Annotated in this window: 19 protein-coding genes; 16 read left to right on the forward strand and 3 right to left on the reverse strand. The window is 38.8% G+C overall.

All coding sequences use genetic code 11. From position 1 onward, the window contains the following. Positions 1–64: 64 nt before the first annotated feature. The 3 genes from sdaAA to BQ5341_RS05520 all read right to left on the reverse strand — a co-directional run bounded on the left by sdaAA (position 65) and on the right by BQ5341_RS05520 (position 2,508). Positions 65–940, reverse strand: coding sequence for an L-serine ammonia-lyase, iron-sulfur-dependent, subunit alpha (gene sdaAA, locus BQ5341_RS05510; RefSeq protein ID WP_071131037.1), 876 nt, complete (start codon positions 938–940; stop codon positions 65–67). Between the two features lie 10 nt (positions 941–950). Next, complete coding sequence (gene sdaAB / locus BQ5341_RS05515; protein WP_071131038.1) at positions 951–1,616, reverse strand: L-serine ammonia-lyase, iron-sulfur-dependent subunit beta; 666 nt, start codon at positions 1,614–1,616, stop codon at positions 951–953. A 178-nt stretch (positions 1,617–1,794) separates the two neighbouring features. Beyond that, a complete protein-coding gene (locus BQ5341_RS05520) occupies positions 1,795–2,508 on the reverse strand; it encodes an HAD family hydrolase (protein ID WP_071131039.1) in 714 nt (237 codons plus the stop codon). A gap of 191 nt (positions 2,509–2,699) precedes the next feature. Between BQ5341_RS05520 and BQ5341_RS05525 the strand changes: the two genes are divergently transcribed. The 16 genes from BQ5341_RS05525 to holA all read left to right on the forward strand — a co-directional run bounded on the left by BQ5341_RS05525 (position 2,700) and on the right by holA (position 17,316). Next, a complete protein-coding gene (locus BQ5341_RS05525) occupies positions 2,700–2,981 on the forward strand; it encodes a UPF0223 family protein (RefSeq protein ID WP_071131040.1) in 282 nt (93 codons plus the stop codon). 4 nt (positions 2,982–2,985) lie between these two features. Next, positions 2,986–3,750 (forward strand): inositol monophosphatase family protein, encoded by a 765-nt coding sequence (locus BQ5341_RS05530; protein WP_071131041.1) that lies wholly within the window; start codon positions 2,986–2,988, stop codon positions 3,748–3,750. A 210-nt stretch (positions 3,751–3,960) separates the two neighbouring features. Continuing rightward, positions 3,961–5,805, forward strand: a complete 1,845-nt coding sequence (gene typA / locus BQ5341_RS05535; protein WP_071131042.1) for a translational GTPase TypA — start codon at positions 3,961–3,963, stop codon at positions 5,803–5,805. Positions 5,806–6,276: 471 nt separating this feature from the next. Further along, positions 6,277–6,561: a DUF1507 family protein gene (locus tag BQ5341_RS05540; protein ID WP_071131043.1), complete on the forward strand. Its 285-nt coding sequence runs from the start codon at positions 6,277–6,279 to the stop codon at positions 6,559–6,561. Positions 6,562–6,563: 2 nt separating this feature from the next. Beyond that, positions 6,564–7,796, forward strand: a complete 1,233-nt coding sequence (locus BQ5341_RS05545; RefSeq protein ID WP_071131044.1) for an FtsW/RodA/SpoVE family cell cycle protein — start codon at positions 6,564–6,566, stop codon at positions 7,794–7,796. A gap of 111 nt (positions 7,797–7,907) precedes the next feature. Further along, positions 7,908–9,053, forward strand: a complete 1,146-nt coding sequence (locus BQ5341_RS05550) for a CAP-associated domain-containing protein (RefSeq protein WP_071131045.1) — start codon at positions 7,908–7,910, stop codon at positions 9,051–9,053. Between the two features lie 2 nt (positions 9,054–9,055). Next, entirely contained in the window at positions 9,056–9,478 is a 423-nt protein-coding gene (locus tag BQ5341_RS05555) for a YlbF/YmcA family competence regulator (RefSeq protein WP_071131046.1), read from the forward strand. Beyond that, the gene (locus BQ5341_RS05560; protein ID WP_071131047.1) at positions 9,479–9,796 is read left to right on the forward strand and encodes a YlbG family protein; all 318 of its coding nucleotides are present in this window, start codon (positions 9,479–9,481) and stop codon (positions 9,794–9,796) included. A gap of 235 nt (positions 9,797–10,031) precedes the next feature. Beyond that, a complete protein-coding gene (gene rsmD / locus BQ5341_RS05565; protein ID WP_268873195.1) occupies positions 10,032–10,595 on the forward strand; it encodes a 16S rRNA (guanine(966)-N(2))-methyltransferase RsmD in 564 nt (187 codons plus the stop codon). 1 nt (position 10,596) lies between these two features. After that, positions 10,597–11,091, forward strand: a complete 495-nt coding sequence (coaD, locus tag BQ5341_RS05570; protein WP_071131049.1) for a pantetheine-phosphate adenylyltransferase — start codon at positions 10,597–10,599, stop codon at positions 11,089–11,091. After that, entirely contained in the window at positions 11,081–12,139 is a 1,059-nt protein-coding gene (locus BQ5341_RS05575) for a SepM family pheromone-processing serine protease (RefSeq protein WP_071131050.1), read from the forward strand. The genes coaD and BQ5341_RS05575 overlap by 11 nt, the downstream gene beginning before the upstream one ends. Positions 12,140–12,220: 81 nt before the next feature. Further along, positions 12,221–12,754, forward strand: a complete 534-nt coding sequence (locus BQ5341_RS05580; RefSeq protein WP_328585388.1) for a DNA-3-methyladenine glycosylase I — start codon at positions 12,221–12,223, stop codon at positions 12,752–12,754. Between the two features lie 67 nt (positions 12,755–12,821). After that, a complete protein-coding gene (locus BQ5341_RS05585) occupies positions 12,822–13,448 on the forward strand; it encodes a ComEA family DNA-binding protein (RefSeq protein ID WP_071131052.1) in 627 nt (208 codons plus the stop codon). A gap of 90 nt (positions 13,449–13,538) precedes the next feature. Then, on the forward strand, positions 13,539–14,015 hold the full coding sequence (locus BQ5341_RS05590) for a ComE operon protein 2 (RefSeq protein WP_071131053.1): 477 nt from the start codon (positions 13,539–13,541) through the stop codon (positions 14,013–14,015). A 187-nt stretch (positions 14,016–14,202) separates the two neighbouring features. Continuing rightward, positions 14,203–16,269: a ComEC/Rec2 family competence protein gene (locus BQ5341_RS05595; protein WP_158661747.1), complete on the forward strand. Its 2,067-nt coding sequence runs from the start codon at positions 14,203–14,205 to the stop codon at positions 16,267–16,269. 24 nt (positions 16,270–16,293) lie between these two features. Beyond that, positions 16,294–17,316: a DNA polymerase III subunit delta gene (gene holA / locus BQ5341_RS05600; protein WP_071131055.1), complete on the forward strand. Its 1,023-nt coding sequence runs from the start codon at positions 16,294–16,296 to the stop codon at positions 17,314–17,316. Positions 17,317–17,464 lie beyond the last annotated feature (148 nt).

Consider the following 17,464-nt stretch of genomic DNA (forward strand, 5'->3'; position numbering starts at 1 on the left):
TTAAAAACCCCGCCAAAGTCAGATCTCAAATCTAACTTTGGCGGGGTTTTAAGTTTTTATTTTCTTAAACTTCGGCTGCAAAGCCTAATTCCTTAGCTAGGCGCAGAGCAGTTGGCGTTTGCGCGAGGCCGCCTTCTGCAGTTTCTTTAAACATGCTAGGCATTTGTTGGCCGACTTTGTACATTGCATCGATTACTTCGTCGGCAGGAATAACACTTTTCACACCGGCCAATGCGAGGTCGGCGGAGACAAAAGCTAAGGACGATCCTAAAGCATTTCGTTTCACGCAAGGCACTTCCACCAGTCCAGCTACGGGGTCGCAAATCAGGCCCATCATATTTTTGATGGTCATGGCAACGGCCTCGCCTGCTTGTTCGACATTTCCGCCATTGAAAAGCACTAAAGCAGCTGCGGCCATCGCCGAGGCTGATCCAACTTCGGCTTGGCAACCACCTTCAGCTCCAGAAATCGAAGCGTTATTGCCGATGACTAAACCAAAAGCGCCTGCGGTAAAAAGAAAATCAATTTGCTCATCTAAAGAGAAATTTTTCTTTTCAGCAATCGCTGTTAATACGCCAGCTAAAACGCCAGCGGAACCGGCTGTAGGCGTGGCGCAGATCAAACCCATTTTAGCATTGACCTCGTTAGTGGCAATCGCATTGCGGACCGCTTTTAAAATAAGTTCGCCACTTAAAAAATCGCCATTTTCTAGATAAGTATTCACTTTTTTTGCGTCGCCACCAGTTAAGCCGGTGACAGATTTTACACCAGCGATTCCTTCTTCAACAGACGATTGCATAACTTCTAAATTCCGTTGCATCGTGTCGCGAATTTTTTTGCGGGAGGCACCGGAGAATTCTATTTCTTGAGCAATCATTAATTCAGCTACGCTAGGGAAATTTTTACTTTGGACAATTAATTCTTCAATTGATAAAAACATCGTCGGCCTCCTAGGAAAAATAATTGACGGTAAACATATTGGGAAGTTGCAGAATTTCTGGTACAACTTCGGCAATCTTTTGATCGTCAACTTCAATAATCATAATCGCTTTTTCGCCTTTTGCTTCTCGAGTCACCGTCATAGTTCCAATATTTATGTTGTGATCAGACAAAATATGGCTAACTTTAGCAATCATGCCAGGAACATCTTGATGAACCGTGACAATTGTCGGCACGCCATAAGACAAGGAAAGCTTAAAGCCGTTGAGTTCAGTCAAACGAATATTGCCACCACCAATGGAAATTCCGGTGACACTCATTTTCCGGTCTCCTTTAGTTAAAATCATTTTCACTTGATTCGGATGATCCGCTTTTTCTTTCGTTGGCACAAAAAGAACTTCCATATTTTGCTCATGGGCTAATTTCAAACTATCTGGCAGACGCCGGTCATCGGTATCCATACCTAATAATCCACCAACAAGGGCAATATCAGTGCCGTGGCCCCGATATGTTTTCGCAAATGATTCATATAAATAAATATCAACACTATCTGGCATTTCTCCAAAAATCGAGCGGGTGACTTGGCCAATGCGACAAGCACCGGCTGTATGAGAAGAGCTTGGCCCCACCATGACTGGACCAATAATATCAAAAACAGATTGAAAACGAGGAATCATTTTACACCTCCACAAAAATATTTTCACCGTAAGTGTAACATAAAAAAGTTTCCGGGAACCGGAAACTTTTTAAAAGATTTAGTTTCCGGGAATCGGAAACTTTCTTAAGATTTTACTTCTATATAGAATCGGATAGAATCGGGAATTTTTAGCTTCTATTATAATAGAAAACTTCTAACTATTCACAAATTTCCTGTAAGGTAGGGAGCAAGGCATTAAAAGACTGAATTTCCCAGTCAAAAACAGGCAATTGACCTTTTTTAATTTTTTTTCGGCGATGATTAAACCAGAGGGCTTGCCAGTCAGCGCTCTTGGCGCCTAAAACATCATTATCAAAATTATCCCCTACATAAAGAGTTGATTTTGCGTCAAAACCAAATAATTTTTCCCCTAATTGAAAAATTTCTTTTTCCGGCTTTTGCAAACCAGCCGCTTGAGAAATAATGATTTTATCCGTATCCACCCATTGCTCCAATTGGAGTTGCTTAATTTTTTTAAACTGATGATCGGTGGGTCCGTTCGTAATAATCCCAATTGGAATTTGGCGATCTCGTAAATAATCCAGCGCTTTTTTCACTCCGGCGTGCATTTTAATTTGCGTCAGTTCTTCTTGGTAAATTTTTTGAAAGTCCAACGCTTTTTCTGTACTTAAGGCGTCATAATTTAAATCGGCCAGGGAAGCTTGAATTCGGTGGCAGCGCATTTCAACTAAGGTGAGCTCGCCGGTAATTACTTTAGGAAAATTCAAGTCGCTATAATAACGGAATCTGAGATATAATTTATGTAAATCGGTTAAATGGAAATCTGGCAAAATTTTTAGGACGGCTTCTTTAAAAGGGGCTTGCTGATCGTAAATTGTATCATCGACATCAAAAACTACGGCTGAAATCAATTTTCCACTCCTGACTAATCGTCTTTTCTGAAAATTATTGTAAACAATAAACGCGTGAAATGAAAGGTATTTTCATCAATTTGTTTGAGTTAATTTTACCAATTCAACGGCAAGTAGCGGGTAATTGGTTTCACAAAAAGTTCCGTCTGACGATAAAAATATGATACACTGACTATATTGGAGTGATATCGTTGAAAGAAAATTATCAATATCCGCTAGATTTTTCCTGGACGGCAGAGGAACTATTGATTGTCGTGGCGATGTTTAACGCTGTTGAAGATGTCTATGAAAAAGGACTAGCCAAAAATATTGTGGAAAAAAGATACGCAGCTTTTAAAACAGTGGTGAAAAGTATCGGGGAAGAAAAGAAATTGGACCGCGAATTTCAAGCCCAAAGCAATTATTCTCTCTATCAAGTGGCGCAATTATTAAAAAAATCGGACAAAAAAATTTTGAAATTGGAGGTTCGCTAAATTTATGAAACAGCTGGCAAAAGAAATTATTCCGTGGTTACATGAAGCGCGGCAAATGATTTTAGAAAATCTGAATCGTCCCATGAACGTGGAAACCAAAAGTGCCGCCAATGATTTGGTGACGAGCGTTGACAAAAATGTCCAACAATTTTTGATTTCGCGCCTTTTGGAGAAGTTTCCTGAAGATAAGATTCTTGGCGAAGAAGAGGGGATGAATCAGTTAGCTGACTTTTCTGGCCGCGTTTGGGTGATTGATCCTATCGATGGCACGCTGAATTTTGTTTTGCAAAAAGAAAATTTTTGTATTATGCTGGCCCTTTATATTGATGGGAAAAGTCAATTAGGATTTATTTTCGATGTTATGAAAAATGAATTATATTGGGGCGGTGCAACAATTGGCGTTTTTTGTAATGAAAATCCTCTGCCGAAACCGAAAGATCAAACTCTTGATTCCGGACTGATGGGGACGAATGCCTTTTTATATGGAAAAAATAAATATCACGCAAAAGACATCGGCAATGCTACGATGGGTGTGCGGATGATTGGCTGCGCTGGTCTAGAAATGATTGCGATTTTAAAAGGAACGGAGCTTGGTTATTTATCCAATTTGCAGCCGTGGGATTATGCTCCCGGTTGTGCGTTACTGGATGCTTTTGCTATTCCTTATGGTTCCATGGATGGAGAAAAATTAGATTTATCTCGTCGCCAACCATTTTTAGCGGCTCAACCGACTGCCTATCAAGAAATTCAAGAGAAATTTTTCAAATAAACCCGGTTAAACGGATTCGTTTTCATTAAAATTTGCGTAGAAAACCACTAAAATCGGACTTTTTTTGAAAATAGAAAAGCTTTTACTATATTTACTGAAAACAATCTGCTATAATAACTTGTCGAAGAAAAAGTTAGCAAAGAAAATAGCCTAGGCTATTTTCTTTTTGTGAACGGACCTTTTAGCCGGAAAAATTAAGGAGACCTAAATTTGAAATTACGTACAGATATTAGAAATGTCGCTATCATCGCCCACGTCGATCACGGTAAAACTACTTTGGTGGACGAATTATTAAAACAATCCGATACACTAGATTCCCATGTGCAACTACAAGATCGGGCAATGGACTCTAATGCGATTGAAAAAGAACGTGGAATCACGATTCTTGCCAAAAATACCGCCGTTTCTTTTGGCGACTATAAAATTAACATTTTGGACACACCAGGACACGCGGACTTCGGTGGCGAAGTAGAACGGATCATGAAAATGGTTGACGGTGTTTTACTTGTCGTTGATGCTTATGAAGGGACTATGCCTCAAACGCGTTTCGTTTTGAAAAAAGCTTTGGAACAACATTTAACACCAATTGTTGTTGTTAATAAAATTGATAAACCTTCCGCTCGTCCTGAATTTGTTGTGGATGAAGTTTTGGAATTATTTATTGAACTAGGAGCAGATGACGATCAATTAGAATTTCCAGTTATCTACACTTCAGCTTTAAACGGAACTTCTTCTTATGACGAAGATCCTGAAACACAAGAACACACCATGAAACCAATTTTTGAAACGATTATGGAACATATTCCAGCCCCTGTTGATAATTCAGACGAACCATTACAATTCCAAGTATCTTTACTTGATTATAATGATTACGTTGGTCGGATTGGGATTGGCCGGGTTTTCCGTGGCGCAATTGCAGTTGGTGACAATGTTGCCTTAATGAAACTTGACGGAACGGTTAAAAAATTCCGGGTAACTAAATTATTTGGTTTCTTTGGTTTAAAACGTTTGGAAATTCAAACAGCCAAAGCTGGAGATTTAATCGCCGTTTCTGGGATGGAAGATATTTTCGTTGGTGAAACGGTAACGCCATTTGACCATCAAGAAGCACTTCCCATTTTACACATTGACGAACCAACACTACAAATGACCTTTGTCGTGAACAATTCACCATTTGCCGGTCGCGAAGGAAAATTCGTTACCGCTCGGAAAATTGAAGAACGTTTAATGCAAGAATTACAAACGGACGTTTCTTTGCGAGTTGATCCTACTGATTCACCTGACCGCTGGGTTGTTTCCGGTCGTGGGGAATTGCATTTGTCCATTTTAATTGAAAATATGCGTCGCGAAGGATTTGAAATTCAAGTTTCTCGTCCTGAAGTTATTGTTCGTTACGTGGATGGCGTGAAATGTGAACCATTTGAAGCGGTCCAAATTGATACTCCTGAAGAATATATGGGTTCAATTATTGAATCTCTTTCCCAACGTAAAGGTGAAATGCAAGATATGATTCATACTGGTAATGGTCAAATGCGTCTGATGTTCTTAGCACCAGCCCGTGGTTTGATTGGTTACTCGACTGAATTCTTGTCTATGACACGTGGTTACGGAATTATGCATCACACGTTTGATCAATATTTGCCAATGCTTTCTGGTAGAATTGGTGGCCGTCGTTCTGGCGCGTTAGTTTCGATCGATACTGGTAAAGTAACGACTTACGCCATTATGGCTATTGAAGAACGGGGAACTGTTTTTGTTGAACCGACGACTGAAGTTTACGAAGGCATGATTGTCGGCGAAAATTCTCGGGAAAATGATTTAGGTGTAAATATTACAAGAGCTAAACAACAAACCAACGTTCGTTCTGCTAATAAAGACCAAACAGCTACAATCAAAACACCAAGAAAACTAACTTTAGAAGAATCATTAGAATTCTTGAACGACGATGAATACTGTGAAGTAACACCAGAATCCATTCGCTTACGCAAACAAATTTTAAATAAAGCCGAACGCGAAAAAATGGGCAAAAAACGCAAAGCAGCCGAAAACGAATAAAAAAAAGGTTGTCGAAGGCGCGGGTAGTGACGTAGAAAAATAGGAATTCTGAAAGCGAATGGTACATTCGCCAGAAGAATTATCTTTTTTCCTAGTCACTGCGCCCGAGACACCGTAGAAAAAGGATGTCGAAAAGCCGTTCTGCGCTGTAGAAATTTAGCGAAATGGTGAATGAACGCAAAGCGGTCAGTAGGCATTTTGTCTAATTTCCTAAGTGCAGGCTTTGAGACACCGTAGAAAAAGGTTGTGTTTTGTCTGTTATGGGTTGTAGAAAATTAGGAAAAGCCACAGTGAATGGAGCATTCGCGAAGGATTTTATCTATTTTCCTAAACCCAAGACAAAACACACCGCTGATAGCTTCTAAAAAAGTTGTTCAAAAGATTTTTCTTTTGAACAACTTTTTTTGTAGAAATTTTAAAAACTGAACAGAAGAAATTATGCTATAATGTGGAAGATTGGAGTGATTTCTGATGAACGATCGAAAAAAAGGCGCACTGGTCTTATTGCAACAAGATGCTCTGCGGATTCAACAAGTAATTGAAAATCAAAAAAACAATTTATGTTTAGCCCATTGTAAAGCATTTGAAGAAATTATTGATACCCAAATGTACGGATTCTCTAAAGAAGTTAATTTTGCCGTGCGATTAGGCGCGCTGGAAGAATCTGAAGGTAAAAAAATTATTGCTGAGCTTGAGGGCCGGTTAAATCAACTTTACACCCAAGCATATGAACATAGTGAGTTGAAGGAGGAATAAGGGTGCCCCCAGAAAAAAAACATAAGCGCCATTACTTAGATTACTTTATTTTGATTCCTTATTTAGTCCTGGTCTTTGTGGGAATTATTATGGTTTATTCCTCCACCAGTTACTTGCAGTATTTATCCAATACTTCAGGGGATTCACCAGCTGAAACGACTTTAAAACAAGTGGTATTTCTTTTAATCGCATTTATTTTGATGGCCGTTATTTATAAAATGCGCACGCGAATCTTCAAAAAAAACTTTATTTTAGTTGGCCTGATGTGCATGATGGGTCTGGCCTTAGTCGCCACGCGCTTCACTTCACTTGGTGTTGAGGTTAACGGGGCAAAAGGTTGGCTAGTGATTAGTGGTTTTTCTTTTCAACCGGCGGAGTATTTGAAATTATTAATTGTCTGGTACTTGGCAACTTATTTTAGCAAACGGCAAACATTAATCTTGCAAGATTTTTGGAAAGCTGCCGGTGGTTTACTAGTAGTTGTCTTTGCTATGATCGGACTCGTGGCTATTCAACCGGATTTAGGCGGCGCAGCCATTTTAACTTTGCTAACGTTATTGATGGTAATTTCTTCAGGAATCGGCTTTCGCAAGGCGCTGGCAATTTTTATGAGCATTGTTGCTTTGTCTTATTGCGCCTTAGTTATTTTTGTTAAATTTGGACAAAAGATGACTTTTATTCCTGATTATGTTTATCGGCGTTTTGCCATTTTTACTAAGCCATTTAGCGATGCGTTGGATAGTGGGCATCAACTGGTGAATGGTTATTATGCGATTCATAATGGTGGCTGGTTTGGTCGCGGCCTGGGAAATAGTATTCAAAAAAAAGGATTTTTGCCTGAAGCACATACGGATTTTATTTTTCCGATTGTCATTGAAGAATTAGGTGTGATTGTGGCGATTTTACTGTTACTCGTTTTATTTTTCATGATTTGGCGCATGTATTACATTGGCTTTCGGGCGAGTGATTCTTTCAATAGTTTAATGATGATTGGGATTGCCAGTCTTTTCATGGTGCAAACTTTTGTCAATCTTGGCGGGGTCTTAGGAATTATCCCCATGACCGGCGTTACTTTTCCGTTTCTATCTCAAGGGGGAAATAGCGTGCTCGTTTTATCATTGGCGGTTGGTTTTGCTTTAAATATTTCAGCCGATGAGCGTCGAAAAAGAGAACGGGCGAATCTCCCTAGAAAAATAGTCAGTCAAGAAGATTCTATTTCAACTTTTCAAAATTAATTTTGACTGCTGAAAGTAAATGTAAAAAGTCTAGGGTTGGCTAGGATTTTTGTGTTTTTTGCGTATTATAGTAGTATTTTGTTATACTGAAGGAAGAGGAGGTGGGCTATTTTGAAAAAAATCGGACAATTTTTTGTAATTTTTTTGTTAGTCATTATTTTTGTTTACGGCTATGCGGCACTTTTTCCTAGTAGCAAAAATATTGTCAAAAGTCCCATCATCTCTGAAAATACAGTGAATGCGATGCCTTATACGAAAATTCCGGTGAACCAATACGCAGAATTAATTGGCGCTTCTGAAAAAAAATTGACCGACGAACTTGGGGCGGCAGAAAAAGTAACCGTCGTGAGTGAAGAGCGGACCGTCTATAGTTACGGCACGGGTTACAATGATTTTTTTCAAGTGACTGTGGAAAATAATATCGTAACTGAAATGTATTCTTTAGGGCAAAAAAATGAGAATGAACCTTTTTATTTTAAAATGGATACCGCGCAGCTCAGCGAATTGACCCCACTGGCCGCGACTTTTCGTTTAGAATTTTTGCCTGATCCAGTGGAATTTGAACTAACGGAAGAAGATTTGAATTATCGGCCGTTGGTGGCGTTTGACAATGATTCTTTTGCCATTTTTTATTTTGACGCGACTTCTGGGGAATTATTAGCGATTCGTTATCTTAGTGCTGAAAAATTAGTGGAAATTTTACCGTATCAATTGAACGAAGGGACAAAATTTCAACGAGCCGAAACGTTAAGAATGACGGAAAATGAACAAGATCTTTGGAAGTCGAATCTCTATCGCAATGCGTTGGATATTTTACGGCAACGAGAAGAATTGTCGACGTTAGGAAATTTATTTGATAATGAAATAATTGTCCGCAATATGACCCAGCAACTGGTTCAAAATAAAGAGGCCTTTTTAACGGCAGAAGAGGTTCATGATTTTAATGCCAGTCAAGTGCTATCTGATGTGCCATTAGTAATTAGCGGCAAGCGATTTGAAGAAATTAGTCAATCATTCGGGCTCGGGGAAATAAATAATGGGCAGTTACAAGTGCCGGTGAAAGATCCGCTGCAAACGGCGATTGAAGATTTCATTTTTGGAAAGATGTCTGAAAGTTATCACCAAGCGGATGCGGGGATTTTGAGTGTTGCTTTTCAAGAAGAAGTTATGGTAACCTTGTTGACAGAGACCAAACTAGTGGATACCACCAGTACAGATAGTTTAGCTAGCTCAGAAATTATAGAAGGTAATGAATAATAATGATTTATACAAGTGAAACTGCCGTTTTAGAAGATTTGGCTGAACAATTAGTTGAAGTGATTTGGCAAAGTGAATTAGGGCAAAATTATTTAGAGTGTGCTGAAATTTTAGAAAATGATTCTCAAGCTCAAAAATTAAAGCTTGAATTTCTTGAAGCCAAAGAAAATTTCCAGCAAATTAGTGAATATGGAAAATTTACGCCCGGTTTTAAAGAAGCACAACGAACGGCCCGTCAGAAAAAACGCCAATTAGATATGTGGCCAACGGTGGCTGAATTTAAAGCTGCAGAAACGGCTTTGCAAGAAGAATTAGATGTGATCGCCCAACAAATCGCCGCCACAATTTCACCGACGATAAAAGTCGATTATGGCAATCCTTTTTTCCATCAAGAAAGTCATCATCACTGCCAAGGAGGAAAATAAATGAGTGAATTTAACGTAACGCCCCTACTACCAACTTTTGAACTACAGCCTCGACGATCATTGACTGTTTTTTGCTATAGTTTGAAACAATTAAAAACGCTCCGTCGTTTCGGCTTGGTGCAATATGTGTCACGGCGGATGAAGTATGTCGTGATTTATATGGACGAAGAGATGGTTGAGGAAAATATCAAAAAAATTAACGCGCTTCATTTTGTGCGTCAAGTTTTGCCAAGTTACCGTCCAGATATTGATATGAATTTTGGCGAGCGAGTGGGCACAAAAGCCGCTTATCAAATGTCAGATGAAATGGAAGAATAATTTGCAGAAATTGAAGTATTAAAGACGGCCTTTCATTTGTTGGAAAATGAGGTCGAGATTTGATGATTATTTTTCTTTGAAAAAATTTTTAAACAGACTAAACTTCTTTATTGATAAGAGTTTAGTCTGTTTTCATTTTTTTATGATGAATGGATGGAAATCCGCAGTGAGTTTCACAAAAAATTCAAACGCCGATTAGATTTTTTTGCTATAATAAGTTCAGTTTAAAAAAGAGGTGGAGAGCATGCGAGTAGTAGCTGGCACATTTAAAGGGCGCAAATTGAAATCTTTGGCTGGAGACAATACGCGGCCAACAACAGATAAAGTCAAAGAAGCTATTTTTAATATGATTGGTCCGTACTTTTCTGACGGCCTGGCCCTTGATTTATATGGAGGCTCTGGTGGGCTAGGAATTGAAGCTGTTTCTCGTGGACTGGATCAGGCGGTGATTTGCGATCAAAATTTTGGCGCGATTCAAGTAATTAAAGAAAATGTGGCGATGACAAAAGTTCCTGAAAAATTTCTTGTTTGGAAAACGACTGATGAAAAAGCATTGGTTAAAGCCGCAACAGAAGAGCTGAAATTTGCCTTAGTTTTCTTAGATCCGCCTTATGCAAAACAAAAAATCGCCGAAATCATTGAAAACATGTTGGGAAAAAATTTACTAAGCGAAGAGGCCTTTGTTGTTTGCGAAACTGACAGCAAGACCCAATTGCCGGAAGAATTTCCTAAGATGATTAAAATTAAAGAACAAAACTATGGTGCAACTAAAGTAACGATTTATAGAAAGGAAGTTTAGTGTGAAAAAAATCGGATTATTTCCTGGCAGTTTTGACCCGTTGACTTTTGGTCATCTGGATTTGATTACGCGAGGAAGCGCGCTGTTTGACGAGTTGGTGGTGGGGATTTTTACGAATACGAATAAAACTTCTTATTTTACACCAGAGGAAAAATCGGCCTTACTCAAAGAGGCGGTTAAAAATTTACCTAATGTGAAAATTGTTTTGCAGCCACAAGTTTTAACCGTGAAAAGTGCGGAAGACTTAGGGGCGCAATTTTTATTACGCGGTGTGCGTAATGGGGAAGATTTGACTTATGAGCAAAACATCGCGGCCATGAATCACCATTTGGCGCCAACTATTGAGACGGTTTTTTTGTTAAGCGATCCAAAATACACATTTATTTCTAGTTCCATGCTAAAAGAAGTCTTGCGTTTTGGCGGCGACATTTCAACTTTTGTCCCTAAACATGTCAATCAAGCTTTAAAAGAAAAGGTGAAACAATTTGAACAATAAGAAAAAGTTTTCGGTCAAATGGCTACTGATCATTTTAGGAATTGTGGCCGTGTTAGGCGTAACAGTGGTGCCGTTGCCGTATTATTTAGAAGTACCAGGAACGGCGGAGAAATTAAATGGGGTCGTCACCGTTGACGGAAATACGGATGAAAATGACGGCTCGTTTATGCTGACCACAGTAGGCATTCGCCAAGCGACCGGCATGCAGGCCATTATGAGCCGATTCACGGATTTTACCGATTTATATTCTGAAAAAGAATTATTTGGCACAGCTACTAGCGAAGAATATAATCAAATGCAACAGTATTATATGACTTCTTCTGAAAATAGTGCCAAAAAAGTGGCGCTTGATTTAGCGCAAATTCCTTACGAATTAGTTTTCAATGGGATTTACGTTTTGGCTGTTCAAGAGGAATCAGATTTTTACGGAAAATTACAAACCGGCGACGTGGTGACCCGCATCGACGGAAAAGAATTTACTAGCTCGCAAGAATTTATGGATTATGTGAAAGAACAAAAAGTTGATCAAGAAGTAACCGTGACCTATCTAAGAGGGGACAGTGAATCTGAAGTCTCGGGAAATTTAATTGAGCTGGCCACCGATCACAAGGCGGGAATTGGCATTCAGTTGACCGATCACACGGAATTGTCCACTGAAAAAGATATTGAAATTGATGCCGGTAATATCGGCGGACCCTCTGCGGGCTTGATGTTTACGCTAGAAACGTACAGTATGCTCACTGGAAAAGATCTCCGGGCCGGCCATTTAATAGCTGGTACAGGAACAATGGAAATCGACGGAACAGTGGGGCGGATTGGCGGTATCGATAAAAAAATTGTTGCCGCTACTAATGCGGGCGCAGAAATATTTTTTGCTCCAGATGATGATTTATCAGCAGAAATTTTAGCGCAAAATCCCGGACTTGAAACGAATTATCAAGAAGCTTTGGCCGCCGCTAAAAAAATCGACTCTCCAATGAAAATTGTACCGGTGAAAACTGTTCAAGATGCGCTGGATTATTTGGAAACGTTGAGTGCATCTGTTTAGGAACTTGAGAAAAAATCAGCAAGTAATTTTTAGTGAAATGTAGCGAGGTAAAATGAAATGATACGTTGTTCTTGGGCGGAAATGAACCCATTAATGGAAAAATACCATGATGAAGAGTTTGGCGTGCCAGTTTTTGATGATCAAAAAATATTTGAAATGCTTGTGTTGGAACTCAATCAAGCGGGTCTCAGTTGGCAAACGATTTTAAACAAGCGGGAAAATTTTCGTCAGGCTTTTGGAAATTTTGATATTCAGACGGTAGCCGATTTTACACCAGAGCAAGTGGAAATTTTAGTCCAAGATGCTGGCATTATTCGCCACCGAGGGAAAATTCAAGCTGCCATTGTGAATGCCCAACAAATATTAATTATGGAAAAAGAATACGGATCTTTTCAAAGTTGGCTGTGGGATTTTTGCGGTGGAAAAGTGATAGATCACCATTTTCAAACCACCGCCGAAATTCCAAGTTTTGATAAATTGGCAGTATCTTTAAGTAAAGAATTAAAAAAACGTGGTTTCAAATTTGTTGGTCCTACGACTATGTATTCATTTTTACAAGCTGTAGGTATTTATAATGATCATGTGGTTACTTGTTTTCGCTATGGTGAAGTTTAAAAAGTTCTCGTCTAAAGAAATTTAGGCGAGAACTTTTTTTGCGTATTTTTTTATAGGAGGGATGGCGATGGATATTTTTGACAGACAACGTAAAAAGAAATGGTTAGTGATTGCTGGCGGTGTTGTAGGTTTGTTCGTGCTGTTTATTTTCGGACGGTCATTTTTTAGCACACCACAAGATGATCCATATTTATTGACGGTGCAATCTAGTAGTACTTTTCAACACGAAAGTCAAAATAGACAGTCGCCTGAATTATTTGAAGTGATTTATGTGGAAGTAAAAGGGGCCATAAAAAATCCTGGTGTTTATCAGCTGGAAAGCGGCACGCGCGTTTTTGAATTGTTGCAACAAGCAGGTGGCCTGACGGAAGAGGCGGATCAAAAAAGAATCAATCAAGCAGAAATTTTAAGCGACCAACAAGCTCTCTATATTCCAAAAGTCGACGAAGAACTCTCTGAAGAAATAATTACCGGTAGCCCAGAAACGCCAGCTGCCAGTGGAAAAATAAATATCAATCGAGCAGACAGCAACCAACTACAAACTTTGCCAGGCATTGGCGAAAAAAAAGCCCAAGCAATCATAGATCATCGGAGTCAAAATGGATCATTTAACACCCTAGAAAGTCTCATGGATGTTGCGGGAATCGGTGAGGCGACGTTTACAAATCTCCAAGAATTGATTACAATTAAATGATTGAAGAACTTAAGAAAACAAAAGAACTTCAAGAATTGAACTTTTAAAATTTTCGAAAGTAAAAAAAGAAATCACGAGAGTAGGTGTAGCATGACTGAAAAAGATTCGCGGATTCCCTGGGACCAATATTTTATGGCGCAAGCTTTGATTTTAGCACTCCGTTCGACTTGCGACCGGGCTAAAGTTGGAGCAACTATTGTGCGGGACCGGCGGATTATTGCTGGTGGCTACAATGGTTCCGTTTCTGGCGACGAGCATTGCATAGACGTCGGTTGTTATGTGGTTGACGGTCATTGCGTGCGGACGATTCACGCTGAAATGAACGCCATTTTACAATGTGCAAAATTTGGCGTGGCCACAAGTGGTGCTGTAGTTTATGTAACTCATTTTCCTTGTCTGCAGTGTACGAAAATGTTGCTGCAAGCGGGCATCACCAAAATTTATTATATGAAGGATTACCGCAATGATCCTTATGCTGAAAAACTTTTGCAAAACTTAGGAGTCGAAGCGCAGCAAGTAAGCTTAGATCCCAAATATTTTGCAGAATTAGTCGGTACAGATATTTAAAATGAAAATCCAACGCTTTTTTCAAGCGTTAGCAGGGTGGTATTTTTTCCCAATCGGGGGATGTATTGGGATTTTTTTGGCGATATTTCTCAGACAACCACTTTTTTTAGTGGTTAGTTTTTGGCTTGGTTTTAAAATCATTTTGGAAAAGAAGCGAACGCTGTTGTTTTTTACAGGGGCGCTTTTTTTGTTGGGCGGAATTTTGGGTGGACTGTTCTTAAGGTCGGTGGAACAAAAATCGGACGATCTGCCAATTGGCCAAACAATAGGGGTTTTAGAAATTTCTCCAGCTAGATTTCAACAGCGAGACGATTATGTTTGGGGAACTGGAACACTCTATCTTTCTCAAAAGAGCCAAGAAGTAAAATTCTCTTTAGAAAAAGTTTCGGAGAACTTCTCCATAGAAAATCACTATGTAATGCATGTAACAGGTACTTTAGACTACGGGGAAGAAGCGGAGAATTTTCAAGGATTTTCTGAAAGAAATTATTTAAAAGAAGAAGGAATTTATCGGGTTTTTGCAGGGCAGATAACCGGGAATTCTCAAGTGCGAACCAATAGATTTGATTTTTTAGCGCGGTTTAAAGTAAAAATGCAACAAGGATTGATTCAAAATTTACCACCACCACTGGCTTCATTTTATTTAGGAACTTTTTTAGGGATTAAAGATGATTATTTTTATCAGGAGCAATTAACGATTGAACGTAGTGGATTATGGATCTTCTTTTCATTTTCTGGTTTGCAGTTTTATTTCTTGTTAGAAGGATTTAAGTATCTCTGCTTACGTCTCGGATTCACTCAAGAAAAAACGAAAATCCTTAGTCTGTTCTTTGGTGCGCTCCTACTTTTAACAATTGGGCTGAAAGCTAGCTTACTACGGGGACTCGTTTTTTCCGCACTAAAAATTTTACCAAGAAAATATTTTTCCGGTTTAGACCGTTGGAGCCTGACACTATTTATCGGGCAACTCATTTTTCCGTATCAACTATTAGGCTTTGGCGGGCAAATGAGTTATCTCGTGACTTTATTATGGGTCATGCCAGTGACACGAAATAGAAAGTGGCAACAATTATTTGTCCCACTCATTATCACGCCATTATTTTGGTGGCATTTTTTTGAATGGACGCCATTACTTTTTTTTAGTTTTCTCTTTTTGCGACCGGTTTTTACCAAAGGACTAACGATCAGTTTATTTTTATTAGGACCACTTTTATTATTTGAACGATTCGCCGATTTCATCGCCAGCATTTATCAATTTTTATTCAGTGGACTTTCAACGATTCAACAACTTCCTTTAAACTGGATTGTCGGCCGACCGCCTGTTTTGGTGTTGCTCCTTTTTTATAGTTTGAGTTTTCTTTTGATGGCTAAATTTTTAAAACGATTCAATAAAAAATATCTATTCCTGCTTTTTGGTTTATTTATTTTTTGTAGTCAGTGGAGCCGTCTAAATCCATTGGGGGAAGTGACGTTTATTAATGTTCGGCAAGGGGACAGCATTCTTTTAAAAAGTCCTTTTCAACAAGAAGTCTATTTGATGGATACTGGCGGGCGTTTAAACTTTGGTGATTTTAAAGGTGCTAGTATTGCAGAGCAAACTTTGATTCCTTATTTAAAAGCGCAAGGGATCAAAAAAATTCATATCGTTTTTGCCAGCCACGGCGATGCCGACCATATTGGCGACCTGTTGGAGGTTACCCAACATTTTCCCATTGAAAATATTTATCTTCAACAAGGCGCTCAGCAAAATGACTTACTAGATTCTACTATAACTAATCTTCCACCAAAAACCACCGCCCGCCAGCTCAAAGAAAATCAACAATTTGCCTTTAGTTCCGGTACACTGAATTTTTTAGGACCAGTAACGGGCGAAGGATCAAATGATGATTCCGTTCAATTTTTGCTAGAAGTATTTGATCGACAATTTCTGTTTACTGGCGATGTGGAAGAATCCGGTGAAAGAAATCTTTTAGTCCAATATCCTAATTTAACTACTGATATTTTAAAAATTCCTCATCACGGATCGGCAACTTCAACCACTGAACAATTTTTAGATCAACTAGAACCAACACTGGCGATTATTTCTTGTGGGAAAAATAATCAATACGGACACCCAGCACCGGTCGTTTTAGAACGGCTTGCTCAAAGAAATATTCCTGTTTTGCGGACCGACCTTCATGGCACCATCCGTTTTCCGTTTCATTTTCAAGGGTTCAAATCATTAGAAACGCTAGTCAGTGACCAAAAAAAATGATAGCATAGTTTGAGAGGTGATTCCGTGAGTTTTCAAGCAGAAATCAAAAAAGTAAATCAAGGGGAAATTGCCCCCGTTTATTTAGTATTAGGTGAAGAATTTGCATTACAAGAACGTTTTAAACACGCTCTAGAACATGCGACGTTACAAGGCGAAGATGACGAATTAAACAAAATCGCCATAGATTTAAATGAAACCCCTCTGTCAGACGGCCTACTAGAAGCCGAATCGATTCCTTTTTTTGGCGACCGCCGAGTTATTTTTTTAGAAAATCCCACATTTCTCACCGGGAGTCCAGCAACAAATGGTCCAGATCATGACATCGATCAACTTTTAGCCTATTTGAAACAACCGGTAGATACTAGTGTGGTAGTTTTTATGGCGCCTTATCCAAAATTAGATGAACGAAAAAAAGTTGTTAAACAATTAAAAAAAACCGCAGTTTTAATCGATGCGGCACCGATTTCCGCCGGAGAATTAAAAAAATTTGGCCAGCAAGCCTTTTTAGAAGCCAACGTCTCTATTGAAGCAGAAGCTTATGAAACACTTTTGCAGCGGACAAATTTTGATTTATCGAAACTAGAAAATGAAATCCAAAAATTAACAATTTACGCGGAAACAAAAGGCCGCTTAACTACTAAAGATATTGACGCTCTCGTGCCCCGAACTTTGCAAGAAGATGTTTTCAAATTAGCCGAATTTATTTTAGCTCATAATAGTGAACAAGCCTTACAACTACTTGATGATTTATTATTAAGAGGAGAAGAAGTGCTAAAACTCAACGGGATTTTAATTAGTCAATTCCGATTAAATCTCCAAGTGAAAATTTTGCTAGAAAAAAGATTTGCCCAAGCCCAAATCGCCTCGGCTTTAAAAGTCCATCCATTTCGTGTCAAACACGGGATTGAAGCGGTGCGAAATCTACCATTAACTCGCTTAGCACAATTACAAAACGATCTGGTCCAGCAAGATTTTTCTTTAAAGCAAAGCGTGATGGACCAAAAATTAATGTTGCAACTCTTTATTTTAAAAAATACTCAAAAATAATACTTGTAAACAATTTCAGTTTTCTGTATACTTAACACATAATTTAGAAAGGAGGGAACGTTATGTTAAACATTTTAACCAACAACCAATTTAATAATGGATATTCCCTCTTTAAAACAGTCGACTTTTAAAAATCCTACACTATTGT

The sequence above is a fragment of the Enterococcus timonensis genome, from assembly GCF_900104595.1.
Taxonomy (GTDB): Bacteria; Bacillota; Bacilli; order Lactobacillales; family Enterococcaceae; genus Enterococcus_J; species Enterococcus_J timonensis.